The sequence below is a fragment of the Pseudomonas sp. GW823-FHT04A03 genome, assembly GCF_058796615.1.
The window spans coordinates 365,746-390,479 of the sequence record NZ_JBXAIV010000002.1; the positions used below are offsets into that span (position 1 = coordinate 365,746).

A 24,734-nucleotide genomic window follows, 5' to 3' on the forward strand; every position below is an offset into this window, starting at 1 on the left:
ACTCCTACAAAATCCATTGTCGTTATCTTGGGTCAGACGCTTAGAACGTCTGGCCGAGGGAGAATTGGAACACTTGAGTTTCAGCGTCATCCGGTTTCTTGATCGGCATCGCCAGTGCAAAACTCAGCGGGCCCAGTGCGGTGACCCAGGTCACGCCGACACCGACGGAGCTGGCCATGTTGCTGAGACTGATGTCGTTGCACTGAGTGTTCGACTTCGTACCGTTGGCGTTCGTAGTATCGGAACACTTGGAGTCGAACACGTTACCGACATCCCAGAATACCGAAGTTCGCAGAGAACGCTGATCCTTGACAAATGGCAGCGGGAACAGAACCTCGACACCGCCCTGGATCAGGACGTTACCACCGAACGGCAGCGGATCCTGGTCCGGGTCTCGCGCCGTACCAGGGTTGCTCCCCGTACTTGGCGTGCTTCGCGGGCCGAGGGTGCTGTCCTTGAAGCCACGCACCGAGTTGAAACCACCAGCATAGTAGTTTTCATAGAACGGCAAGCCGTCGGTCGAACCGTAACCGTCGCCATAACCCAGTTCCGTGTGCAGGCGCAGGGTGTAGTTATCGCTGATCGGCTGGAACAACTGACCGCGGTAATCAAGTTTGAAGAACGACAGATCGCTGCCTGGAACGGTAGTTTCCAGCGTCAGGCTCTGGGAGCGACCACGGGTCGGCAGTACACCTTTGTTCAAGGTGGACTCGGACCAGCCGGCCGAGGCCTTGAAGTTCAGGTACTTGTCGCCTTCCCTGTTAACGAAGTCGAAAATCTCGTCAACGGTGTAGGTACCGGTCTTGATCTCGTCCTGTTGAACGGACAGACCAAAGGTCAGACGCGAAGTCTCGCTGATCGGGTAGCCCACGTTCACGCCGGCGCCCAGGCTGTCTACCGCATAGCTCGCCACATCGACGTCGAGGTCTTTGTAGTCGGTGGTACGGTAGAACGCGTTGTAACCCAGGCTCACGCCATCGGCGGTCCAGTAGGGGTCAACGTAGCCAAAGTTGTAGCGGCTCTGGTATTCGCTGCGGGTCAGGCCGACGCTGACGCGGTTACCGGTACCGAGGAAGTTGTTCTGGGTGATCGAACCACCGAGGATCAGACCGGCGCTCTGGGCGAAACCGACGCTGGCGGTGATCGAACCGGAAGCTTGCTCTTCAACGCTGTAATTCACGTCAACCTGGTCATCGACACCTGGCACAGCCGGGGTCTCGACGTTGACTTCCTTGAAGAAGCCCAGACGTTCCAGACGGGTCTTGGACTGATCGATCAGGTAGGTCGAAGCCCAGCCACCTTCCATCTGACGCATCTCACGACGCAGCACTTCGTCCTCGGACTTGGTGTTGCCACGGAAATTGATGCGGTTGACGTAGGCACGCTTGCCTGGATCGACAGCAAAAAGAATATCGACGGTGTGATCTTCGTCGTGCGGTTGTGGCACGCCGTTGACGTTGGCGAAGGTGTAACCCTCGTTACCCAGACGGCGGGTGATCAGCTCGGAGGTGGTAGTCATCAGCTTGCGCGAGAACACCTGGCCTTTCTGCACCAGCAACAGCGACTTGACCTGATCCTCAGGAACCTTCAGGTCACCACTGAGTTTGACGTCACGAACGGTGTACTTCTCGCCTTCGTTGACGTTGACGGTGATGTAGACGTGCTTCTTGTCCGGAGTGATGGACACCTGGGTCGAAGCGATATCCATGTTGATATAGCCACGGTCCAGGTAGTAGGAGCGCAGACGCTCCAGGTCACCGGACAGCTTTTCACGGGCGTACTTGTCGTCGTTCTTGAAGAACGACAGCCAGTTGGTGGTCTTCAGCTCGAACAGGTCGGTCAGGTCTTCCTCGGGGAAAACCGTGTTGCCAACCACGTTGATGTGCTGAATGGCAGCAACGGTGCCTTCGTTGATCTTCACTTTCAGACCGACACGGTTGCGCGGCTGCGAGACCACTTCGGTATCGACGGTAGCCGAGTAACGACCTTGTGCAACGTATTGACGTTGCAGCTCGTTACGCACGCCTTCGAGGGTCGCGCGCTGGAAGATCTCGCCTTCGGCCAGACCGGATTGCTTGAGGCCTTTCATCAGGTCTTCGGTGGAGATCGCCTTGTTGCCTTCGATCTCGATGCTCGCGACCGATGGACGTTCGACGACCGTGATCACCAGGACGTTGCCTTCGCGGCCCAGCTGGATATCTTGAAAGAAACCGGTTTTGAACAACGCACGAGTGGATTCCACCAGGCGACGATCATCCGCCTGCTCGCCGACGTTCAACGGCAAGGCACCAAAGACGCTACCCGCGGAGACCCGCTGGAGGCCATTGACGCGAATATCAGAGATAGTGAAGGACTCGGCGTGAACTTCGGCGATCATCAATACGGTGAGAACCGCAGTTAGCAGCAGACGTTTCATGAAGTCCTTTCTTATTCCAACTGGCAATAAACAAACTGCCGCAAAATGCGGCAGATTCGCAATTCAGCGAAGCGTTACAGACGACCCAGATCGTTGACCAGAGCAAGCAACATCACCCCGACCACCAAACTGATACCGATCTGTATCCCCCAACCTTGCACCCGATCCGACAAGGGACGACCACGCGCCCACTCGATCAGATAAAACAACAAATGCCCCCCATCCAGTACAGGAATGGGCAGCAAATTCAGAACCCCCAGGCTAATACTCAGATAAGCAAGGAAATTCAGGAAATCAGCGACGCCCGACTGGGCAGAAGCGCCCGCCACTTTAGCAATGGTTATCGGTCCACTCAAGTTTTTTACCGAGAGCTCGCCGAAGAGCATTTTCTTCAGTGAATCCAGCGTCAGGACGCTCATGGTCCAGGTACGACGGGCACCCTCGCCAATCGCTGCCAAAGGCCCGTAGCTGACCTCGCGAATCATCTCCGGCGGCCAGTCGACAGCCTTCACACCCGCCCCCAGGTAACCGCTTGGAGACTTCTTCTCGCCACGTGCAGCCAGTGTGACAGGGACGTCGATTTGAACACCGTCGCGCTCGACGCGCAGCACGATTTTGGTATCAGGACGCGTACGAACGGTATCGACCACCTGCTGCCAATCATCCAGCGCCTTGCCATCCAGGGTCAGCAGACGATCGCCGGTTTTCAGCCCGGCTGCCTGGGCCGGACCTTTCGGATCGAGTTCGGCCAGCACCGGCGGCAATGCCGGGCGCCAAGGACGAATGCCAAGGGAGCGAATCGGATCCGGCTCGTCAGCCCCTTTAAGCCATTTATCAAGTGCCAGGACACGAGGCGAATCCACCGTGGAACCCTGATCGCGCACCAGCAATTGCAGAGAACCGCTCTCCCCCAGTCGGCGCACCAGCTGGAGGTTGACCGCAGCCCAGCCCGAGGTCGGCTCACCATCGATCGCGACGATTTCCTGACCGGCGCTCAGTCCGGCCGTTGCGGCGATGCTGCCGGATTCCACTGAACCGATGACCGGGCGAATCTGCTCGCTGCCGAGCATGGCCAGCACCCAGAAGAACACCAGCGCGAGCAGAAAGTTGGCCACAGGGCCGGCCGCGACGATGGCGATACGCTGACGAACGGACTTGCGATTGAATGACTGATGAAGCTGATCGGCCGGCACTTCGCCTTCGCGCTCATCGAGCATCTTGACGTAGCCACCCAGCGGAATGGCCGCTACCACAAACTCGGTGCCCTGCTTGTCATGCCAGCGCAGCAGCGGCATGCCGAAGCCCACGGAGAAACGCAGAACCTTGACGCCACAGCGACGCGCGACCCAGAAATGGCCGAATTCGTGAAAGGTGACCAGCACACCCAGAGCGATCAGGGTGCCGGCAATCATATAGAGCGCGCTCATCTACTTTCTCCGCAATCCTGTCCAGTGCCGCGTGAAGCCATGTATTGCAAGACCTATCGGCCGTGACGACTCAGCCACTGTCCGGCCAATGTCCGGGCTGTCGCGTCAGCGGTAAATACCGCTTCGAGATTATCCAGGGCCACCACAGGCTCGAGGCTCAAGACTTCCTCGATGATACTCGCGATTTCCAGGTAGCGAACCCGTCCGTCGAGAAACGCGGCGACCGCCACTTCATTCGCTGCATTGAGCATGGCCGGGGCACTGTTTCCCGCCTCGGCAGCCTGCCGCGCCAGACGCAGGCACGGAAAGCGCTCTTCGTCGGGAGCTTCGAAATCCAGGCGCGCGACAGCGAACAGATCCAGCGGCGCCACGCCCGAGTCAATGCGCTCAGGCCAGGCCAGGGCGTTGGCAATCGGGGTGCGCATATCGGGATTGCCCAACTGCGCCAGCACCGAACCGTCCACATAATCGACCAGCGAATGAATCACGCTCTGCGGATGAATCACCACTTCGACCTGCGATGGCTTGGCATCGAACAACCAGCAGGCCTCGATCAACTCGAGCCCCTTGTTCATCATGCTGGCCGAATCCACCGAGATCTTGCGACCCATGGACCAGTTCGGATGCGCACAGGCCTGATCGGGTGAAACATGCGCCAGCTCGACCATCGGCGTCTGCCGGAAAGGACCACCAGAGGCTGTCAGCAAAATCCGACGAACTCCAACGTTGCTCAACCCGCGAGCAAAGTCCTGCGGCATGCACTGGAAAATCGCATTGTGCTCGCTGTCGATCGGCAACAGGACCGAACCGCTCTTGCGCACGGCCTGCATGAACAAGGCGCCGGACATGACCAGCGCTTCCTTGTTGGCCAGTAGAATCTTCTTGCCCGCCTCGACAGCCGCGAGGGTCGGACGAAGGCCGGCGGCGCCGACGATGGCGGCCATGACAGCATCCACCTCGGGTGCAGCAGCGACCTGACACAAGCCTTCCTCGCCGACCAGCACCTGCGTCGACAGGCCTGCCGCACGCAAATCGTCCTGTAGGTTGCGGGCAGCGCCGGCTTCCGGCACTACCGCAAATTTCGGGTGATGACGAACGCACAGAGCAAAAAGCTCGCTCAGACGGGTAAAACCACTCAGGGCGAAAGCCTGATAACGCTCAGGATGCCGGGCGATGACATCCAGGGTGCTCAGACCGATCGAACCGGTCGCACCCAGGACGGTAATCTGCTGCGGGCGACTCACGATGCCGCCATCCACAGCAGCACCGCGAACACCGGGATTGCCGCCGTCAGGCTGTCGATGCGATCCAGTACACCACCATGACCGGGCAGCAGATTACTGCTGTCCTTGATGCCGGACTGACGCTTGAACATGCTTTCGGTCAGATCACCCACCACCGAGATGAAGACAATCACCGCGGCACCGATCAAGCCCTTGAACAATTGCGCCACCGTCCAGTCACGGAACAGCGCGACCAGGGTGGTGATGACCAGGCTCAGCGCCAGACCGCCATACACGCCTTCCCAGCTTTTGCCGGGACTGACTTGCGGCGCCAGCTTGCGCTTGCCGAACGCGCGACCGGAGAAATACGCCCCGATATCCGCGCCCCAGACCAGCACCATCACCGCCATGATCAGCCAGTTGCCGAGCGCGTACTGCTTGATCTGCACCAGCCCTTGCCAGGCAGGCAACAGAATCAGCAGACCGATCACCAGCTTGGCGGCCGCGCTGGACCAATGTTCGCTGGAGCGCGGGTAGGTCAGCACGAGCCAGGTCGCCAATGCCCACCAGATCACCGAAGCACCGAGCACCCACGGTGCCAGCCCCGGCAGGATGTACATGACGAACAGCATCAGCGCGACCACCGCCGCGTAGCCGACACGGAATGCCTGCGCGGTGAAGCCGGCCAGACGCGCCCATTCCCAGGCGCCCAGACTTACGACCAGCCCGATGAACAGGGCAAAACCGGAACCTTCGAGCAGGAAAAAACCGCCCAGGGCGATCGGCAGCAGAATCAGTGCAGTGATGATGCGTTGTTTGAGCATTAAACCCGGGCTCCAGCTTCGACCTGCTCGCTCGTTTTACCGAAACGACGCTGGCGTGAAGCGAAATCGGCCAGCGCATTGCGCATGGCTTCGTGTTTGAAGTCCGGCCAGAACAGGTCGGAGAAGTACAACTCGGCGTACGCCAACTGCCACAAGAGGAAATTGCTGATGCGATGCTCGCCACCGGTGCGGATGCACAAGTCGGGCAACGGCAGATCACCGGTGACCAGACAGGTCTGCAGCAGATCCGGTGTGATGTCTTCCGGTCGCAGATGACCGGCCTGAACCTCACGCGCCAGACGCTGCGCCGCTTGCGCAATATCCCACTGACCGCCGTAGTTGGCGGCGATCTGCAGAATGAAACGGTTGGCACCGGCGGTCATCGCTTCCGCTTCACGCATGGCGGCCTGAAGCTCCGGATGGAACCGCGTACGGTCACCGATGATGCGCAGACTGATGTTGTTGTCGTTCAGGCGCTTGGCCTCACGACGCAACGCCTTGAAGAACAGATCCATCAAGGCGCTGACCTCATCGGCCGGGCGCTGCCAGTTTTCACTGGAAAAAGCGAACAGGGTGAGCACTTCGACCTTGGCCTCGGCGCACACCTCGATCACCGCCCGCACAGCGTCCACGCCCGCTTTATGCCCGGCGACACCCGGCATGAAGCGCTTTTTCGCCCAGCGATTATTGCCATCCATGATGATCGCGACATGGCGCGGCACCGCGGACGGCGCAGTCTGCTTGGTCTTGTCCATTAAAAACTCGACCCTTATACGGCCATCAGGTCTTTTTCTTTCTCGTCCGTGGCCTTGGTGATCTGGGCCTCGGATTCTTTGGTCAGCTTATCGATATCAGCGATCGCACGACGCTCTTCGTCTTCGCTGATTTCCTTGTCCTTGACCAGCTTCTTGAGTTCGCCCAAGGCATCACGACGAATATTGCGTACGGCAACACGCGCGTCTTCAGCAGCGCTACGCGCCTGCTTGGTGAAGCCTTTACGCGTTTCCTCGGTGAGGGCCGGCATAGGGATCAACAGCAACTCACCCAGGTTGGTCGGGTTGAGGTTCAGACCGGCGCTTTGGATTGCCTTGTCGACGGCAGCGAGCATGTTGCGCTCGAACGCCACGACCTGCAGGGTGCGCGAGTCTTTCACGGTGACGTTGGCAACGCCGCTCAGCGGGGTGTCAGTGCCGTAGTAAGGCACCATGACACTGCCAAGGATGCTCGGGTGAGCCTTGCCGGTACGAATCTGGCCGAACGCGTGGTTCAGAGACTCCAGGGATTTCTGCATACGCGCTTGGGCGTCTTTCTTGATTTCGTTGATCATTGTTGGCCTTCCTCGATCAAAGTCCCTTCTGCGCCACCATGCACGATGTTCAGCAAGGCGCCGGGCTTGTTCATGTTAAATACGCGCAGCGGCATCTTGTGATCGCGGCACAGGCAGATGGCCGTCAGATCCATTACGCCCAGCTTGCGATCCAGTACTTCATCGTAAGTCAGATGATCGAACTTCTCGGCATGCGGGTCTTTGAACGGATCAGCGGTGTAGACGCCATCGACCTTGGTCGCCTTGAGCACGACATCGGCGTCGATTTCAATGGCACGCAGGCAGGCTGCCGAATCCGTGGTAAAGAACGGATTGCCGGTACCGGCCGCGAAAATCACCACATCCTTGGAGTTCAGGTGGCGCATGGCCTTGCGACGGTCATAGTGATCGGTCACACCAACCATGGAGATGGCCGACATCACGATCGCCGAGATATTGGCACGTTCCAGCGCGTCGCGCATGGCCAAGGCGTTCATCACAGTGGCCAGCATGCCCATGTGGTCGCCCGTGACCCGGTCCATGCCGGCCTTGCTCAGCGCCTCACCTCGGAACAGGTTGCCGCCACCGATCACCAGACCGACCTGAACGCCGATACCGACCAACTGGCCGACTTCCAGCGCCATGCGATCCAGAACTTTCGGATCGATCCCGAACTCTTCCGAGCCCATCAGGGCCTCGCCGCTAAGCTTGAGTAGAATGCGTTTATAGCGAGCCTGATAACCACTGCCCTGCTGAGCCATTGCGAATCTCTCCTGCGGCGTATTTTAAAAATTCTTTGCGAGCTGTTTTACAGCTGGCGTTCACTCTAGCTTGGCGCTGCTTCAGCGCCATCGGAACATGGCTTTGTAAGTCAGTTCCAAGGGGAAACCAATTAAAAATTGGTAACCCTATCTGAAAAGAGGCTGCGCGCGTGAGCGGGCAGCCTCTTTCGGGCGACAGTTGAAAAACCGTCTTATTGCTTGGCGGCAGCCAGCTGGGCAGCAACTTCTTCAGCGAAGTTGTCGACCGGCTTCTCGATGCCTTCGCCTACCTTGAAGTAGGTGAAGGAAACGATTTCAGCGCCGCCTTTCTTGGCCAGCTCGCCAACCTTGATTTCAGGGTTCTTGACGAACGCCTGCTCAACCAGGCTCGCTTCTGCCAGGAACTTGCTGATACGGCCTTTGACCATGTTCTCAACAATGTTTTCTGGCTTGCCTTTGATTTTTTCTTCGTTCAGCTGCAGGAACACAGCCTTTTCACGCTCGATCGCTTCGTCGGAGACTTGCGAAGGCAGCAGGAACTCAGGGTTGCTTGCAGCAACGTGCATCGCGATGTCTTTGGCCAGCTCGACGTCGCCGCCTTTCAGGACAACAGCAACACCGATCTTGTTGCCGTGCAGGTAGGTGCCGACTACGTCGCCCTCTACGCGCACCAGGCGACGGATGTTGACGTTCTCGCCTACTTTGGCAACCAGTGCTTCGCGAGCGGCTTCTTGAGCAGCGATCAGCGGAGCTGCGTCGGTCAGCTTGTCAGCGAATGCTTTGTCAACGCTGGCAGCAACGAAGTTTTTGAAGTCGTCCTGCAGAGCCAGGAAGTCGGTCTGCGAGTTGACTTCGATCAGAACGGCAGCCTTGCCGTCGTCCTTGATGGCGATAGCGCCTTCAGCGGCAACGTTGCCAGCTTTCTTGGCAGCCTTGATCGCGCCCGAAGCACGCATGTCATCAATGGCTTTTTCGATGTCGCCGCCAGCCTTTTCCAGGGCTTTCTTGCAATCCATCATGCCTTCGCCGGTACGCTCGCGCAGTTCTTTGACCAACGCTGCAGTAATTGCTGCCATTTTCAAATTCCTCTTGGATAGGTTTTCAACCATTCCACCCGATCGAACGGGCGTTCAATTCTTCCCGAGCCACCTTGTAGCCGCTGCACGTTACAGATGCTGTAGCTGCGCTGCCGACAAATGGTTTTCGAGGTGGCAAAAAGGGGGCCAAGCCCCCTTTTTGCTTACTGAGTCAACGCCAGGGCGTCAATTACTCAGCTGCAGCCTGAGTTTCTTCAGCTGCGAATTCTACAGTACCGCCAGCAACGTTGTTGCGACCGCGGATTACTGCGTCAGCCATCGAACCCATGTACAGCTGGATAGCGCGGATTGCGTCATCGTTGCCTGGGATGATGTAGTCAACGCCTTCCGGGCTGCTGTTGGTATCGACAACGCCGATAACCGGGATGCCCAGCTTGTTGGCTTCGGTGATCGCGATGCGCTCGTGGTCAACGTCGATCACGAACAGTGCGTCTGGCAGACCGCCCATGTCCTTGATGCCGCCCAGGGAGCGATCCAGCTTCTCAAGATCGCGAGTGCGCATCAGCGCTTCTTTCTTGGTCAGCTTGGCGAAAGTACCGTCTTCGGCTTGTACTTCAAGGTCACGCAGACGCTTGATGGAAGCACGAATGGTCTTGAAGTTGGTCAGCATGCCGCCCAACCAGCGGTGATCGACGTACGGCGAACCGCAACGTGCTGCTTCTTCAGCAACGATCTTGCCAGCGGAACGCTTGGTGCCGACGAACAGAATCTTGTTTTTGCCCTGGGCCAGACGCTCTACGAAAGTCAGAGCTTCGTTGAACATTGGCAGGGTTTTTTCAAGGTTGATGATGTGAATCTTGTTACGCGCGCCGAAAATGTATTTACCCATTTTCGGATTCCAGTAACGGGTTTGGTGACCGAAGTGCACACCGGCCTTCAGCATATCGCGCATGTTGACTTGGGACATGATAGTTCCTTGATAAGTCGGGTTGGGCCTCCACGCATCCCAATGACCAACCATTGATCCGAGGATCAAAGGCACCCAGGCCATCGTGTCGACACGTGTGTGGGTTAATGCTCTCGGGGCTATCCCCGGAAAGCGGCGCATTTTATACCACAGGGACGACGCAAACGGAACCCGGAATCTGCAATCGCGTCAGGGACATGCGCGCCAGCCCCTTGGAATCGGGACAATGCACCACATTGTATAGAGGGAAGCGATGCACGCAGGCGCGGATTTGCGCCTTTGGTCTGTTAGAATCGCGTTTTTCGGGGCCGCCAAATCAACAGCCGCGCCCCTGTTCGTATCAGCAAGCGCCGCCGAGCGCAGAGAGAGCCTGTATGACCGTCACCCTCAAAACCCCCGAGGACATCGCTGGCATGCGTGTCGCCGGCAAACTGGCCGCCGATGTGCTGGAAATGATTGCCGAGCACGTCAAGCCGGGCGTGACCACCGATGAGCTGAACCAGATCTGCCACGACTATATCGTCAACGTGCAGCAGGCCATCCCTGCCCCGCTCAACTACAAGGGCTACCCGAAGTCGATCTGCACCTCGATCAACCACGTGGTCTGTCACGGCATCCCGAACGACAAGCCGCTGAAAAACGGCGACACCCTGAACATCGACGTCACCGTGATCAAGGACGGCTACCACGGCGACACCAGCCGCATGTTCCACGTCGGCACCGTGCCGGTCTGGGCGGAGCGCCTGTCGCAGGTCACCCAGGAATGCATGTACAAGGCGATCGAGATCGTCAAACCCGGTTGCCGCCTCGGCGACATCGGTGAAATCATCCAGAAGCACGCGGAAAAGAACGGCTTCTCGGTGGTGCGCGAATTCTGCGGTCACGGCATCGGCAAGGTGTTCCACGAAGAGCCGCAGATACTTCACTACGGCCGCGCCGGCACGGGCATGGAACTGAAGGCCGGGATGACCTTCACCATCGAGCCGATGATCAACCAGGGCAAGGCCGACACCAAAGTACTGGGCGACGGCTGGACCGCGATCACCAAGGATCGCAAGCTGTCGGCACAGTGGGAACACACTTTGCTTGTCACCGACACCGGCTACGAGATCTTCACCCTGCGCAGCGACGACACCATCCCGCGCATCTCGGCCTGATCCAGACACCGTTCCCAGCCTATAGAAGGAAAGCCAATCGATGCCGCAGGTGGATCCCGAACTCTTCGACCGCGGTCAGTTCCAGGCTGAACTGGCCCTGAAAGCGAGTCCCATCGCGGCGTTCAAAAAGGCGATCCGCCAGGCCCGCGAAGTGCTCGATGCACGTTTTCGGGCCGGTCGCGATATCCGGCGGCTGATCGAAGACCGGGCCTGGTTCGTCGACAACATCCTGCAAAAGGCCTGGGACCAGTTCGACTGGAGCGAAGACGCCGACATCGCGCTGGTCGCGGTCGGCGGCTACGGTCGCGGCGAACTGCACCCTTACTCCGACATCGACCTGCTGATCCTGCTGGACAGCGCCGACCACGAAATCTTCCGCGATTCCATCGAGCGTTTTCTGACGCTGCTGTGGGACATCGGCCTGGAAGTCGGTCAGAGCGTTCGCTCCGTCGACGAATGCGCCGAAGAGGCCCGCGCCGACCTGACGGTGGTCACCAACCTGATGGAAAGCCGCACCATCTGCGGCCCCGAACGCCTGCGCCAGCGCATGCTCGACGTCACCAGCACCGCACACATGTGGCCGAGCAAGGATTTCTTCCTGGCAAAACGCGCCGAGCAGAAGGCTCGCCACCACAAATACAACGACACCGAATACAACCTGGAACCCAACGTCAAAGGCTCGCCCGGCGGACTACGGGATATTCAGACGATTCTGTGGGTAGCCCGTCGTCAGTACGGCACCCTGAACCTGCGCGCCCTGGCCGGAGAAGGATTCCTGGTCGAGAGTGAAAACGCCCTGCTGGCGTCCTCTCAGGAATTCCTCTGGAAAGTGCGTTACGCCCTGCACATGCTGGCCGGTCGCTCCGAAGACCGCCTGCTGTTCGATCACCAGCGCACCATCGCCGGGCTGCTGGGTTTTGAAGGTGACGACGCCAAACAGGCCGTCGAAAACTTCATGCAGCAGTACTTCCGCGTTGTGATGAGCATCGCCCAGCTCAGCGACCTGATCATCCAGCACTTCGAGGAAGTGATCCTAGCCCCGGAAGACGAAGCGCCACCGCAGCCGATCAACTCGCGCTTCCAGCTGCACGACGGCTACATCGAGGCACGCAACGACAACGTATTCCGCCGCACGCCGTTCGCCATGCTCGAGATCTTCGTGCTGATGGCCCAGCAGCCGGAAATCAAAGGTGTGCGCGCCGACACCATTCGTCTGCTGCGGGAAAACCGTCATCTGATCGACGACAACTTCCGCAACGACATCCGCAATACCAGCCTGTTCATCGAGCTGTTCAAGTGCAAGATCGGCATCCACCGCAACCTGCGGCGGATGAACCGTTACGGCATTCTCGGGCGCTATCTGCCGGAGTTCGGCTTCATCGTCGGGCAGATGCAACACGACCTGTTCCACATCTATACGGTCGATGCGCACACGCTGAACCTGATCAAACACCTGCGCAAATTGCAGTACACCCAGGTGTCGGAGAAATTCCCGCTAGCCGCCAAGCTCATGGCCAAACTGCCCAAGCCTGAACTCATTTATATGGCGGGCCTGTATCACGACATCGGCAAGGGCCGGCATGGCGACCACTCGGAGATCGGCGCGGTCGATGCCGAGGCGTTCTGCCAGCGTCACCAACTGCCGGTGTGGGACAGCCGCCTGATCGTCTGGCTGGTGCAGAACCACCTGGTAATGTCGACCACCGCCCAGCGCAAGGACTTGTCCGACCCGCAGGTAATCCATGACTTTGCGCTGGCGGTCGGTGACGAAACCCGTCTCGACTACCTGTACGTGCTGACCGTGGCCGACATCAACGCGACCAACCCGACCCTGTGGAACTCGTGGCGCGCCAGCCTCTTGCGCCAGCTCTATACCGAAACCAAGCGCGCCCTGCGCCGTGGTTTGGAAAATCCGGTGGATCGCGAAGAGCAGATCCGCCAGACCCAGAGTGCGGCGCTGGACATTCTGGTACGCGGCGGCACCGATCCGGATGACGTCGAGCAATTGTGGGCGCAACTGGGCGATGACTACTTCCTGCGCCACACCGCCGGCGACGTGGCCTGGCATACCGACGCGATCCTTCAGCAACCGGCCGACGGCGGTCCGCTGGTGCTGATCAAGGAAACCACCCAGCGCGAGTTCGAGGGCGGCACGCAGATCTTCATCTACGCGCCGGACCAGCACGACTTCTTCGCCGTGACCGTGGCAGCGATGGACCAGCTCAACCTGAACATTCACGACGCCCGGGTCATCACGTCCAGCAGCCAGTTCACCCTCGACACCTACATCGTGCTCGACACCGATGGCGATTCGATCGGCGACAATCCTGTCCGGGTCAAACAGATTCGCGACGGCCTGACCGAAGCCCTGCGCAACCCGGCCGACTACCCGACGATCATCCAGCGTCGGGTGCCGCGTCAGCTCAAGCATTTCGCGTTCGCCCCGCAGGTCACGATCCACAACGATGCCCAGCGCCCGGTAACGGTGCTGGAGCTCACGGCACCTGATCGCCCGGGCCTGCTGGCACGGGTCGGCGGGATTTTCCTCGAGTTCGACCTGTCGCTGCAGAACGCCAAGATCGCCACCCTGGGCGAGCGGGTGGAAGACGTGTTCTTCATCACCGACGCCCACAATCAACCGCTGTCCGACCCGCTGCTGTGCAGCCGTTTGCAGGATGCCATCGTCGAACAGCTGAGCGTCAATCAGGAACCCGATATCAAACTGTCGCGCATCAGCATTTGATTGCGCGCCCGGATTCAACCGCTTTGCACGAGATCCCGCACCGATGAACAACGCTCTGTCCCAGCTTCAGCCCTACCCGTTCGAAAAGCTCCGCGCCCTGCTCGGCAGCGTCACGCCAAACCCGGACAAGCGCCCGATCGCGCTGTCCATCGGCGAACCGAAGCACCGCTCGCCAAGCTTTGTCGCCGAGGCGCTGGCGAACAATCTGGATCAGATGGCGGTGTACCCGACCACCCTCGGCGTTCCGGCCCTGCGCGAAGCCATTGCCGCTTGGTGCGAGCGTCGCTTCAACGTGCCGGGCGACTGGATCGATCCGGCGCGCAACGTGCTGCCGGTCAACGGCACCCGTGAAGCGCTGTTCGCCTTCACCCAGACCGTGGTCAACCGTGGCGATGACGCGCTGGTCGTCAGCCCGAACCCGTTCTATCAGATCTACGAAGGCGCGGCGTTCCTCGCCGGGGCCAAGCCGCATTACCTGCCCTGCCTGGACGAGAACGGTTTCAACCCGGATTTCGACGCCGTATCGCCGGACATCTGGAAACGCTGCCAGATCCTGTTCCTGTGCTCGCCGGGCAACCCGACCGGCGCGCTGATTCCGGTCGACGTGCTGAAAAAGCTGATCGCCCTGGCCGACGAATACGACTTCGTAATCGCCGCCGACGAGTGCTACAGCGAACTGTACTTCGACGAACAGACTCCGCCGCCGGGCCTGCTCAGCGCCTGCGCCGAACTGGGTCGCAAGGACTTCAAGCGTTGCGTGGTGTTCCACAGTCTGTCCAAGCGCTCGAACCTGCCGGGCCTGCGCTCCGGTTTCGTCGCCGGCGATGCCGACATCCTCAAGGGCTTCCTGCTGTACCGCACTTACCACGGCTGCGCGATGCCGGTTCAGACCCAACTGGCCAGCGTCGCCGCGTGGAATGATGAAGTGCACGTACGCGCCAACCGTGCGCTGTACCGCGAGAAGTTCGATGCCGTGCTGGCGATCCTCAGCCCGGTGATGGACGTGCAGCGCCCCGATGGCAGCTTCTACCTGTGGCCGAATGTGCAAGGCGACGATGCCGCGTTCTGCCGCGATCTGTTTGCCGAAGAGCACGTGACCGTGGTGCCGGGTTCGTACCTGTCCCGTGACGTCGATGGCGTCAATCCGGGTGCCGGGCGCGTGCGCATGGCACTGGTTGCGCCGCTGGCGGAATGCGTCGAGGCTGCCGAACGCATCCGCGATTTCGTCCTGCGCCACAAGTAATGCCTGAACGCCCGTGCCGGGCAATCCGGCACGGGCGATCAAATATCACGTAACAGTTCCCCTCCTTTTCTACCCCACTCCCCTGCCCGCCAGACGTTAGTCTTGAGCGGCGCCGTTCGCTGCGCATCACTAAAAACCGACCTTTGACTTCATGGAAGAAGTGAAAAATGACAGAACTGCTCGATTGCCAACTCAATCAATGGCCCGACGATCAGGCGGCCTACACAGCCGCCATCAACGAAAACCCGGCCAATGCCGGCACCGCGACCGGCACTCGCCGCAAGCGCTCCGTCGTCAACTACTCAAAACTGTGGGCCAACGGCCGCACACTGAAAATCGCCTTCCTGGACGCGCCCGATACCGATCACAAGAAGAAGATCATCGACGCCGCCAGCCAGTGGCTGCCATACATCAACCTCACGTTCGAATTCGTCGATGACCTGATGGGCGACATCCGCATCGCCACTAAAAACAACGACAACAGTTCGATGCTCGGCACCGATGCGCTGCTGATTCATCCGGACTACCCGACCATGAACCTGGGCGTAAAGCCGGATCATCAGGACTTTGAAGTGATCGTGATGCACGAGTTCGGGCATGCGCTGGGCGCGCTGCATGAACACCAACACCCACAGGCCAGAATTCCGTGGGATAAACCGAAGGTGTACGAGTTCTACAAAAATCGCGAGATGAACCCGCTGACCGAGGAGCAGGTCGACAGAAACCTGTTCGCCTCCTTCGATACGCTGGACGCGATCTACACCGCCTACGACCGCAGGTCGATCATGCACCACCCCGTGGCCAACACTTTGACCGTGGGCAACTGGGAGGTGCCGATCAACCGCACGATCAGCAAGAAAGACAAACGCCTGATGAGACTGCTCTATCCTAGATAGCGCTTTGCCTATTTGACCTGCCCCAGATTCGCCTCACTCAAATCCAGCTCGCCCAACACTTCGCGCAGCACGTCATCGCCAATCTGGTGCTGACGGCTGAGGCTGTACAACTCAAGGCGTTGCGCACGCAGCGCCTTGAGTCGCAGACGGCGCTCCAGCAGATCCATCTGGAACGCCAGCGCCTGGGCTTCGGCCGAGTCGTTGAAGACCTCCAGTTGATGGCGATACTCGGACATGATCCGCGCCTTGAGCTCCGCTGCCAGCGCGGCTTGCGCGGCGTCCTGCGGGTTGACCTCTTCGGTTTCCAGCGCGTGAATCGCCGCTTCGGCGGTCTTGCGCCAGGCGTCGCGCACTTCCTGCCGGCGTTTGTCGTCAGGGCTCTTTTCGATGCCGCGCAACAGCAACGGCAGCGCGATACAGGCCGCTACCAGTGACAACAGGATCACCCCGGCGGCGATGAAGATCAGCAGATCACGCTCGGGGAAGGCCTCACTGCCCATCAGCATCGGCACCGACATCACGCCTGCCAAGGTCACCGCACCGCGTACGCCACCGACGGTCAGCAGCCAGCAGGAACGGGCGGTCGGCACTTGCGTCAGATCTCCCTTGCCGCGCAGGCGACGCAACAGCACCGACAGACGCCAGATGCTCTGCACCCAGATGAAACGCAACAGCACCAGCGCCAGGAAAATCGCCACTACATCGAGGCAGCGATAGAACAGCGTCGGCCATAACGAGGTCTCGTGGCTGACCACCGCTTTAATGATGTCCGGCAGTTGCAGGCCGAGCAGCAGGAAGATCAAACCGTTGAAGGCGAACTCAAGCAGCGACCAGACACTGCGGTTGAGCAACCGGGTGCTGGTCTGGCGTGGCAGCAGATCGAGCCAGCTCTGCATCATCCCCGCCGCCACTGCCGAGAGAATGCCCGACGCGCCGAGCCGTTCGGCCAGCACGTAAGCGGCGAATGGCAGCAGCAACATGAACACCACGTGAGTCGCCGGATCGTCCCAGCCCCGGGCGATCATCCAGGCGCGCAACCGGCCGACCAGCCAGCTCAGCGCCACACCCACCGCCAGCCCGCCGACCGCGACCAGTACGAAGGTCAGGCTGGCATTGGCCAGTGAAAATGCACCGGTGATCGCCGCGACCAGCGCGAACTTGAACGTCACCAGGCCTGACGCATCGTTCATCAACGCCTCGCCTTGCAACATATGCATCAGCGGCGTCGGTAAACGGTTTTGCGCGATGGCCGAAACCGCCACGGCGTCGGTCGGCGACAGCACCGCCGCCAGCGCAAAGGCCACCGGTAACGGAATCGTCGGCAGCAGCCAATGAATGAAGTAGCCGGCACCGACCACGGTAAACAGCACCAGCCCGACCGCGAGCGTCAGTACCGGCCCGCGCAGGCGCCACAATTCGCGCTTGGGCATGCGCCAGCCATCGGAAAACAGCAGCGGCGGCAGGAACAGAAACAGGAACAGTTCGGGATCGAGGGCCACGTGCAGGCCGAGGGTCGGCCAGGCCAGCAAGGCGCCAGCGGCGATCTGTACCAGCGGCAATGGCAGCGGAATCACCCGTCCCACCAGGCGCGAGACACTGACCAGCATCAGCAGGATCAGGACGGTATAAGCAGTTTGCATAAAGCGGAAATCCCGGACAATCGACAGCGTTGAACTGCCATATTAGCCGCTTAGGCTGTGGCTGACCGTTGCACCTATGTCGCAGGCGCCCACGGCAAAAGCAACCTCGGCGCCGCGAAACCGTCTGGTCATGGCATAATCTGACACCATTTTTTTCCAGCACCTGTAAAGGGGGCAATTCCTTGACCGTTTCAAGCAAAACGTTGCACCTTTTCGGCATCAAAGCCTGCGACACCATGAAAAAGGCGCGCACCTGGCTCGATGAACACGCTGTCAGCTATGACTTCCACGATTACAAGACCGCCGGCATTGACCGTGAGCACCTGACCCAATGGTGCGACGAGCATGGCTGGCAAACGGTGTTGAACCGCGCAGGCACGACCTTTCGCAAACTCGACGACGAACGCAAAGCCGATCTCGACCAGTCGAAAGCCATCGAACTGATGCTCGCTCAACCCTCGATGATCAAGCGCCCGGTGCTCGATCTCGGTGACCGAACCCTGATTGGCTTCAAGCCAGATATCTACGCGGCCGCCCTCAAGTAAGCAGCCCGTCACTTTTTGTAGAGGTATTCACATGTCCAACTCCCTGTTCAGTATTGCCTTCGGCGTCGGCACCCAGAACCGTCAAGGCGCGTGGCTGGAAGTGTTCTACGCTCAGCCGCTGCTCAACCCTTCGACCGAACTGGTTGCCGCTGTTGCACCGATCCTCGGCTACACCGAAGGCAATCAGGCGATCACCTTCACCACCGCACAAGCGGCCCAACTGGCTGAAGCCGTGAAAGGCATCGACGCGGTACAAGGCAAGTTGCTGACCCGTCTTGCCGAAAGCCACAAGCCGCTGGTCGCCACCCTGCTGGCCGAAGACGCTCAGTTGACCTCGACCCCTGAGGCTTACCTCAAGCTGCATCTGCTGTCCCATCGTCTGGTCAAGCCGCACGGCGTGAGCCTGGCCGGGATCTTCCCGCTGCTGCCAAACGTGGCCTGGACCAGCCAGGGCGCAATCGACCTGAGCGAACTGGCCGAGCTGCAACTCGAAGCCCGTCTGCGCGGCGAGCTGCTGGAAGTGTTCTCGGTGGACAAATTCCCGAAAATGACCGACTACGTGGTACCGGCCGGCGTGCGTATCGCTGACGCTGCGCGTCTGCGTCTGGGCGCCTACGTGGGCGAAGGCACCACCGTGATGCACGAAGGTTTCATCAACTTCAACGCCGGCACCGAAGGCCCGGGCATGATCGAAGGCCGCGTCTCCGCTGGCGTGTTCGTCGGCAAGGGTTCGGACCTGGGCGGCGGCTGCTCCACCATGGGTACCCTGTCGGGCGGCGGCAACATCGTGATCAAGGTCGGCGAAGGTTGCCTGATCGGCGCCAACGCCGGTATCGGTATCCCGTTGGGCGACCGCAACACCGTCGAGTCGGGCCTGTACGTGACCGCCGGCACCAAGGTGGCGCTACTGGACGAGCACAACAACCTGGTCAAAGTGGTGAAAGCCCGTGAACTGGCCGGTCAGACCGACCTGCTGTTCCGTCGCAATTCGGAAACCGGCGCCGTGGAATGCAAGACCCACAAGTCGGCGATCGAGCTGAACGAAGCGCTGCACGCTCACAACTAAGCAGCACATTGATAACCTGTGGGAGCGAGCTTGCTCGCGAAGCTTTTTGGCGTCCTCAAGGACGCCTTCGCGAGTAAGTCGAGTCGTCGAACCGTCGCTCCCACAGTGTTTTGTGTACACCCGCCCAAGTTCACAGGGCTGAACAGATGATGATTCCCTCCCCCTGGCGCGCCGATTTCCCGGCCATCGCCGCCCTGCAACGGCAAGACCAGACTTACCTGGACAACGCCGCCACCACGCAAAAACCCCAGGCCCTGCTCGACGCGCTGGCGCATTACTACGCCAATGGCGCGGCCAACGTGCATCGTGCCCAGCATCTGCCCGGCGCCCATGCTACGCAGGCGTTCGAGGACAGTCGCCTGAAGGTCGCCCAGTGGCTGAATGCCGGTGACAGCGGGCAGATCATCTTCACCCACGGCGCCACCAGCGCGCTGAATCTCCTGGCTTATGGCCTGGAACATCTTTTCCATCCGGGCGATGAAATTGTCATCAGCGCCCTGGAGCATCACGCCAACCTGCTGCCGTGGCAGCAACTGGCACAACGTCGCGACCTGAAGCTGGTGATCCTGCCGCTGGACGATGACGGCGTGATTGACCTCGCTGCTGCCGTTCACCTGATCGGCCCGCGCACCCGCTTGCTGGCGGTCAGCCAGTTGTCCAACGTGCTAGGTGCCTGGCAACCGTTGCCGGCGCTGCTGGCGATGGCCAAGGCGCACAACGCGCTGACCGTGGTCGATGGCGCTCAAGGCGTGGTCCATGGCCGGCATGACGTGCAGGCGCTCGGTTGCGACTTTTACGTGTTTTCCAGCCACAAGCTGTACGGACCGGACGGCCTCGGCGTGCTGTTCGGGCGCAACGAAGCGCTCGAACAACTGCGCCCGTGGCAGTTCGGCGGCGAGATGGTGCTGGAAGCCAACTATCACGAATCCCGTTTCCGTCCGGCGCCACTGGGCTTCGAGGCCGGAACGCCACCGATTGCCAGCGTGATCGGCCTCGGTGCGACCCTCGACTATCTGGCCGGTCTGGATCAGGACGCGGTGTCCGCCCACGAAGCTGCGCTGCACGATTACCTGTTACGTGGCCTCGCCGCCCGCAACGGCATCCGTCTGCTGGGCAAGCCGCAACTGGCGCTGGCCAGTTTTGTCGTGGAAGGTGTGCACAACGCCGATCTGGCGCACTTGCTGACCGAACAGGGCATCGCCGTGCGTGCCGGTCACCACTGCGCGATGCCGCTGCTCAAGCGTTTCGAACTGGCCGGGGCGATCCGCGTGTCGCTGGCGTTGTACAACGATTCCGAAGATCTGGAACGGTTCTTTGAAGCGCTGGATCAGGCGCTGGAGTTGTTGCGATGAGCCTGCCGGTCGAGGCCGCCGAGGCGCTGCAAACGTTTCAGAACGCTGCCGGCTGGGAACAGCGGGCGCGGCTGTTGATGCAGTTTGGTGATCGTCTGCTGCCGTTGAGCGATGCGGACAAGTGCGAGGCCAATCGGGTGCACGGCTGTGAAAGCCAGGTGTGGCTGGTCGGTGAATTGCGCGACGGCCACTGGCAGTTCGCGGCGAGCAGCGATGCGCGGATGATTCGCGGGTTGGTGGCGTTGCTGCTGTTGCGGGTCAACGGTTTGGCCACTGGCGAGTTGCAGTTGGTTGATCTGCCAGACTGGTTCAATCAGCTGGGACTGTCGCGGCAGTTGTCGCCTTCACGCAGCAATGGCTTGAATGCCGTGCTGCAGCGGATGAATGAATTGGCGCGATAAAAGGGCTGCTGCGCAGCCCTGGGCTTCAGGCCTGAGGTTTGACCCGATCCGCCGGGCGCCGAACGCCCGCCACAATCTTGTCCACGGCCTTGGTCGCCGCGACCATGCCGAACGTCGCCGTCACCATCATCACCGCGCCAAACCCGCCGGCGCAGTCCAGCTTCACGCCGTCGCCGACAAAACTCTTCTGCAGGCAAATGCTGCCGTCTGGTTTCGGATAGCGCAGTTGTTCGGTGGAGAACACGCACGGCACGCTGTAATGGCGGGTCACGGTGCGCGAGAAACCATAATCGCGGCGCAACGTCGAGCGCACTTTCGAGGCCAAAGGATCATTGAACGTACGGTTGAGGTCGCAGACCTGAATCAGCGTCGGATCGATCTGCCCGCCGGCGCCGCCGGTGGTGATGATCTGGATCTTGCGGCGCTTGCACCAGGCGATCAGCGCGGCCTTGGCGTTGACTGCGTCGATGCAGTCGATCACGCAGTCGATGTTCGGCGTGATGTATTCGGCCATGGTGTCGCGGGTGACGAAATCCGCCACGGCGTGCACCTTGCAGTCCGGGTTGATCCCGCGCAGACGCTCGGCCATCACCTCGACCTTGGGCTTGCCGACAGTGCTGTCCAGTGCGTGCAACTGACGGTTGGCGTTGCTGACGCAGACGTCGTCGAGGTCGAACAGCGAAATCTCGCCCACCCCGCAACGGGCCATGGCTTCCGCCGCCCAGGAACCGACGCCGCCAACGCCGACAATCGCCACATGGGCTGCGCGCAGACGCTTGAGGCCCTCGATGCCATACAAACGGGCGATGCCTGCAAACCGCGGATCTTCTGTACTCATGACCATTACCCTAAAAACCGGCGCGCATTATAGGGCCGTCGGCGGCCAAGAGCATCTTTGCGCTATGAACGGCGAACGCGCCTGCTTTAATTAAAGCTGCACGTAACAAAGATTTGTCTTACACGCTGAAACGAAAGAACTTAAGTCAGGTTGGATTGCCCAACGTCCGGCATTTCCCTGTCTCTTGTAGGACTCGGCGAACTGCCGGTGTAGGATGCGCGCCCTCTTGGCGTCAACCAGCCGACCCTTCGTTCCACAGCCTTTGGAACCCGACACAGCTATGTCATCGCGTAAATTTGGACTCAACCTGGTGGTGGTTCTGGCAATCGCCGCCCTGTTCACCGGTTTCTGGGCGCTGATCAACCGCCCCGTCTCCGCGCCGAACTGGCCGGAGCAGATCTCCGGTTTCTCCTATTCACCGTTCCAGCAGGGACAGTTCCCACAGAAGGATCAGTATCCGTCCGACGATGAAATGCGCCGCGATCTGGAGATCATGAGCAAGCTGACGGACAACATCCGCATCTACTCCGTCGACGGCTCCCTGCAGGACATCCCGAAACTGGCGGAAGAATTCGGCCTGCGCGTGACCCTCGGGATCTGGATCAGCCCCGACCAGGAGCGCAACGAGCGGGAAATTACCCGCGCCATCGAACTGGCCAACACTTCGCGCAGCGTGGTTCGCGTGGTCGTCGGCAACGAAGCGATCTTCCGCAAGGAAATCACCGCCGAACAACTCAGCGTGCTGCTCGACCGCGTGCGCGCGGCCGTGAAAGTGCCGGTGACCACCTCCGAACAGTGGCACGTCTGGGAAGAGCACCCGGAGCTGGCCAAGCACGTCGACCTGATCGCCGCGCACGTTCTGCCTTACTGGGAATTCATCCCGGTGGACAAGGCCGGGCAGTTCGTTTTCGACCGCGCCCGTGACCTGAAAAAGATGTTCCCGAAAAAGCCGCTGCTGCTGTCAGAAGTGGGCTGGCCGAGCAACGGCCGCATGCGCGGTGGCGCCGATGCGTCGCCGGCGGATCAGGCGATCTACCTGCGCACGCTGGTCAACAAACTCAACCGTCAGGGCTTCAACTACTTCGTGATCGAAGCGTTCGACCAGCCGTGGAAGGCGAGTGACGAAGGTTCGGTCGGCGCTTACTGGGGCGTGTTCAACGCCGCGCGTCAGCAGAAGTTCAACTTCGAAGGCCCGGTGGTGGCGATCCCGCAATGGCGCGTGCTGGCCATCGGTTCGGTGGTGCTGGCGCTGTTGTCGCTGACCCTGCTGATGATCGACGGCTCGGCCCTGCGTCAGCGCGGCCGTACCTTCCTGACCTTTATCGCGTTCCTCTGCGGTTCGGTGCTGGTGTGGATCGGTTACGACTACAGTCAGCAATACAGTACGTGGTTCAGCCTGACGGTGGGTTTCCTGCTGGCGCTCGGTGCGCTTGGGGTATTCATCGTGTTGCTGACCGAGGCCCACGAACTGGCCGAGGCGGTGTGGATTCACAAGCGTCGCCGTGAATTCCTGCCCGTGGTCGGCGATTCGGGCTACCGCCCGAAAGTCTCGATCCACGTGCCTTGCTACAACGAGCCGCCGGAGATGGTCAAACAGACCCTCAACGCCCTGGCCAACCTCGACTATCCGGACTTCGAAGTCCTGATCATCGACAACAACACCAAGGACCCGGCGGTCTGGGAACCGGTGCGCGACTACTGCGAAACCCTCGGCCCGCGCTTCAAGTTCTTCCACGTCTCGCCCCTGGCCGGTTTCAAGGGCGGCGCGCTGAACTACCTGATTCCGCACACCGCCAAGGATGCCGAAGTGATCGCGGTGATCGACTCCGACTACTGCGTGCACCCGAACTGGCTCAAGCACATGGTGCCGCACTTCGCCGACCCGAAAATCGCCGTGGTGCAGTCGCCACAGGACTACCGCGACCAGAACGAAAGCACCTTCAAGAAGCTCTGCTACGCCGAATACAAAGGCTTCTTCCATATCGGCATGGTCACCCGCAACGACCGCGACGCGATCATCCAGCACGGCACCATGACCATGACCCGTCGCTCGGTTCTGGAAGAACTGGGCTGGGCCGACTGGTGCATCTGTGAAGACGCCGAACTCGGTCTGCGGGTGTTCGAGAAAGGCCTGTCGGCGGCGTATTACCACGACAGTTACGGCAAGGGTCTGATGCCGGACACCTTCATCGACTTCAAGAAGCAGCGTTTCCGCTGGGCCTACGGTGCGATCCAGATCATCAAGCGCCACACCCGCAGCCTGCTGCGCGGCAAGGACACCGAACTGACTCGCGGCCAGCGTTACCACTTCCTCGCGGGCTGGCTGCCGTGGGTCGCGGACGGCATGAACATTTTCTTCACCGTCGGCGCGCTGTTGTGGTCGGCGGCGATGATCATCGTTCCGCAACGGGTCGATCCGCCGCTGCTGATCTTCGCGATCCCGCCGCTGGCGCTGTTCGTGTTCAAGGTCGGCAAGATCATCTTCCTGTACCGTCGCGCCGTGGGCGTGAACCTGAAGGATGCGTTCTGCGCGGCACTGGCCGGCCTGGCGTTGTCGCACACCATCGCCAAAGCGGTGCTGTACGGCTTCTTCACCAGCAGCATTCCGTTCTTCCGCACCCCGAAAAACGCCGACAACCATGGCTTCTGGGTGGCGATTTCCGAGGCCCGGGAAGAGCTGTTCATCATGCTGCTGTTGTGGGGCGCGGCGCTGGGGATCTTCCTGGTGCAGGGCATTCCGAGCAACGACATGCGCTTCTGGGTGGCCATGCTGCTGGTGCAGTCGCTGCCGTACGTGGCGGCGCTGATCATGGCGTTCCTGTCGTCGCTGCCAAAACCATCGGCGGCGCCTGAACCGGCACCGGTGGTCTAAATCCTTCCGGATGCACTAAA

At 60.4% G+C, this 24,734-nt stretch carries 20 protein-coding genes; 9 read left to right on the forward strand and 11 right to left on the reverse strand.

Annotated elements, in window-relative coordinates; all coding sequences use genetic code 11:
• Nucleotides 1–40: 40 nt before the first annotated feature.
• The 9 genes from bamA to rpsB all read right to left on the reverse strand — a co-directional run bounded on the left by bamA (nt 41) and on the right by rpsB (nt 9,961).
• Complete coding sequence (gene bamA, locus AC1Q9F_RS07640; RefSeq protein ID WP_207985167.1) at nt 41–2,416, reverse strand: outer membrane protein assembly factor BamA; 2,376 nt, start codon at nt 2,414–2,416, stop codon at nt 41–43.
• Between the two features lie 74 nt (nt 2,417–2,490).
• Complete coding sequence (gene rseP / locus AC1Q9F_RS07645; protein ID WP_207985166.1) at nt 2,491–3,843, reverse strand: sigma E protease regulator RseP; 1,353 nt, start codon at nt 3,841–3,843, stop codon at nt 2,491–2,493.
• 53 nt (nt 3,844–3,896) lie between these two features.
• Nucleotides 3,897–5,087 (reverse strand): 1-deoxy-D-xylulose-5-phosphate reductoisomerase, encoded by a 1,191-nt coding sequence (gene ispC, locus AC1Q9F_RS07650; protein ID WP_492619632.1) that lies wholly within the window; start codon nt 5,085–5,087, stop codon nt 3,897–3,899.
• Nucleotides 5,084–5,890: a phosphatidate cytidylyltransferase gene (locus tag AC1Q9F_RS07655; protein WP_492619631.1), complete on the reverse strand. Its 807-nt coding sequence runs from the start codon at nt 5,888–5,890 to the stop codon at nt 5,084–5,086. The genes ispC and AC1Q9F_RS07655 overlap by 4 nt, the downstream gene beginning before the upstream one ends.
• Nucleotides 5,890–6,645 carry a polyprenyl diphosphate synthase gene (gene uppS / locus AC1Q9F_RS07660; RefSeq protein ID WP_085697328.1) on the reverse strand — a complete coding sequence of 252 codons (756 nt, stop codon included), beginning with the start codon at nt 6,643–6,645 and terminating at the stop codon, nt 5,890–5,892. The genes AC1Q9F_RS07655 and uppS overlap by 1 nt, the downstream gene beginning before the upstream one ends.
• 14 nt (nt 6,646–6,659) lie before the next feature.
• Nucleotides 6,660–7,217 carry a ribosome recycling factor gene (gene frr / locus AC1Q9F_RS07665; RefSeq protein WP_007954771.1) on the reverse strand — a complete coding sequence of 186 codons (558 nt, stop codon included), beginning with the start codon at nt 7,215–7,217 and terminating at the stop codon, nt 6,660–6,662.
• Nucleotides 7,214–7,957: a UMP kinase gene (gene pyrH / locus AC1Q9F_RS07670; RefSeq protein ID WP_003222124.1), complete on the reverse strand. Its 744-nt coding sequence runs from the start codon at nt 7,955–7,957 to the stop codon at nt 7,214–7,216. Before pyrH ends, frr begins: the two co-directional genes overlap by 4 nt.
• Before the next feature lie 212 nt (nt 7,958–8,169).
• On the reverse strand, nt 8,170–9,033 hold the full coding sequence (tsf, locus tag AC1Q9F_RS07675; RefSeq protein ID WP_011332682.1) for a translation elongation factor Ts: 864 nt from the start codon (nt 9,031–9,033) through the stop codon (nt 8,170–8,172).
• A gap of 190 nt (nt 9,034–9,223) precedes the next feature.
• The gene (gene rpsB / locus AC1Q9F_RS07680) at nt 9,224–9,961 is read right to left on the reverse strand and encodes a 30S ribosomal protein S2 (RefSeq protein ID WP_008052780.1); all 738 of its coding nucleotides are present in this window, start codon (nt 9,959–9,961) and stop codon (nt 9,224–9,226) included.
• Nucleotides 9,962–10,335: 374 nt separating this feature from the next.
• Between rpsB and map the strand changes: the two genes are divergently transcribed.
• The 4 genes from map to AC1Q9F_RS07700 all read left to right on the forward strand — a co-directional run bounded on the left by map (nt 10,336) and on the right by AC1Q9F_RS07700 (nt 16,000).
• A complete protein-coding gene (gene map / locus AC1Q9F_RS07685) occupies nt 10,336–11,118 on the forward strand; it encodes a type I methionyl aminopeptidase (RefSeq protein WP_039769663.1) in 783 nt (260 codons plus the stop codon).
• A gap of 40 nt (nt 11,119–11,158) precedes the next feature.
• A complete protein-coding gene (locus AC1Q9F_RS07690; protein WP_007954768.1) occupies nt 11,159–13,861 on the forward strand; it encodes a [protein-PII] uridylyltransferase in 2,703 nt (900 codons plus the stop codon).
• A gap of 43 nt (nt 13,862–13,904) precedes the next feature.
• Entirely contained in the window at nt 13,905–15,104 is a 1,200-nt protein-coding gene (dapC, locus tag AC1Q9F_RS07695; RefSeq protein WP_492619630.1) for a succinyldiaminopimelate transaminase, read from the forward strand.
• 167 nt (nt 15,105–15,271) lie between these two features.
• A complete protein-coding gene (locus AC1Q9F_RS07700; protein WP_492619629.1) occupies nt 15,272–16,000 on the forward strand; it encodes a M12 family metallopeptidase in 729 nt (242 codons plus the stop codon).
• A gap of 8 nt (nt 16,001–16,008) precedes the next feature.
• Here the strand turns inward: AC1Q9F_RS07700 and AC1Q9F_RS07705 are convergent, their stop codons facing one another.
• Nucleotides 16,009–17,640 carry a Na+/H+ antiporter gene (locus tag AC1Q9F_RS07705; RefSeq protein ID WP_007954765.1) on the reverse strand — a complete coding sequence of 544 codons (1,632 nt, stop codon included), beginning with the start codon at nt 17,638–17,640 and terminating at the stop codon, nt 16,009–16,011.
• A 182-nt stretch (nt 17,641–17,822) separates the two neighbouring features.
• On the opposite strand from AC1Q9F_RS07705, the gene AC1Q9F_RS07710 reads away from it, so the two are divergent.
• The 4 genes from AC1Q9F_RS07710 to AC1Q9F_RS07725 all read left to right on the forward strand — a co-directional run bounded on the left by AC1Q9F_RS07710 (nt 17,823) and on the right by AC1Q9F_RS07725 (nt 21,004).
• Nucleotides 17,823–18,185, forward strand: a complete 363-nt coding sequence (locus AC1Q9F_RS07710) for an ArsC family reductase (protein WP_003222107.1) — start codon at nt 17,823–17,825, stop codon at nt 18,183–18,185.
• A 31-nt stretch (nt 18,186–18,216) separates the two neighbouring features.
• On the forward strand, nt 18,217–19,251 hold the full coding sequence (gene dapD / locus AC1Q9F_RS07715) for a 2,3,4,5-tetrahydropyridine-2,6-dicarboxylate N-succinyltransferase (protein WP_047601307.1): 1,035 nt from the start codon (nt 18,217–18,219) through the stop codon (nt 19,249–19,251).
• Between the two features lie 146 nt (nt 19,252–19,397).
• Entirely contained in the window at nt 19,398–20,603 is a 1,206-nt protein-coding gene (locus AC1Q9F_RS07720) for an aminotransferase class V-fold PLP-dependent enzyme (RefSeq protein WP_207985162.1), read from the forward strand.
• The gene (locus tag AC1Q9F_RS07725) at nt 20,600–21,004 is read left to right on the forward strand and encodes a SufE family protein (protein WP_207985161.1); all 405 of its coding nucleotides are present in this window, start codon (nt 20,600–20,602) and stop codon (nt 21,002–21,004) included. Before AC1Q9F_RS07720 ends, AC1Q9F_RS07725 begins: the two co-directional genes overlap by 4 nt.
• Before the next feature lie 25 nt (nt 21,005–21,029).
• Here AC1Q9F_RS07725 and tcdA read toward each other — a convergent pair whose 3' ends face one another.
• Nucleotides 21,030–21,848: a tRNA cyclic N6-threonylcarbamoyladenosine(37) synthase TcdA gene (tcdA, locus tag AC1Q9F_RS07730; protein ID WP_492619628.1), complete on the reverse strand. Its 819-nt coding sequence runs from the start codon at nt 21,846–21,848 to the stop codon at nt 21,030–21,032.
• A gap of 274 nt (nt 21,849–22,122) precedes the next feature.
• On the opposite strand from tcdA, the gene AC1Q9F_RS07735 reads away from it, so the two are divergent.
• Nucleotides 22,123–24,714, forward strand: a complete 2,592-nt coding sequence (locus tag AC1Q9F_RS07735) for a glycosyltransferase (RefSeq protein ID WP_492619627.1) — start codon at nt 22,123–22,125, stop codon at nt 24,712–24,714.
• The last annotated feature ends 20 nt before the right edge of the window (nt 24,715–24,734 follow it).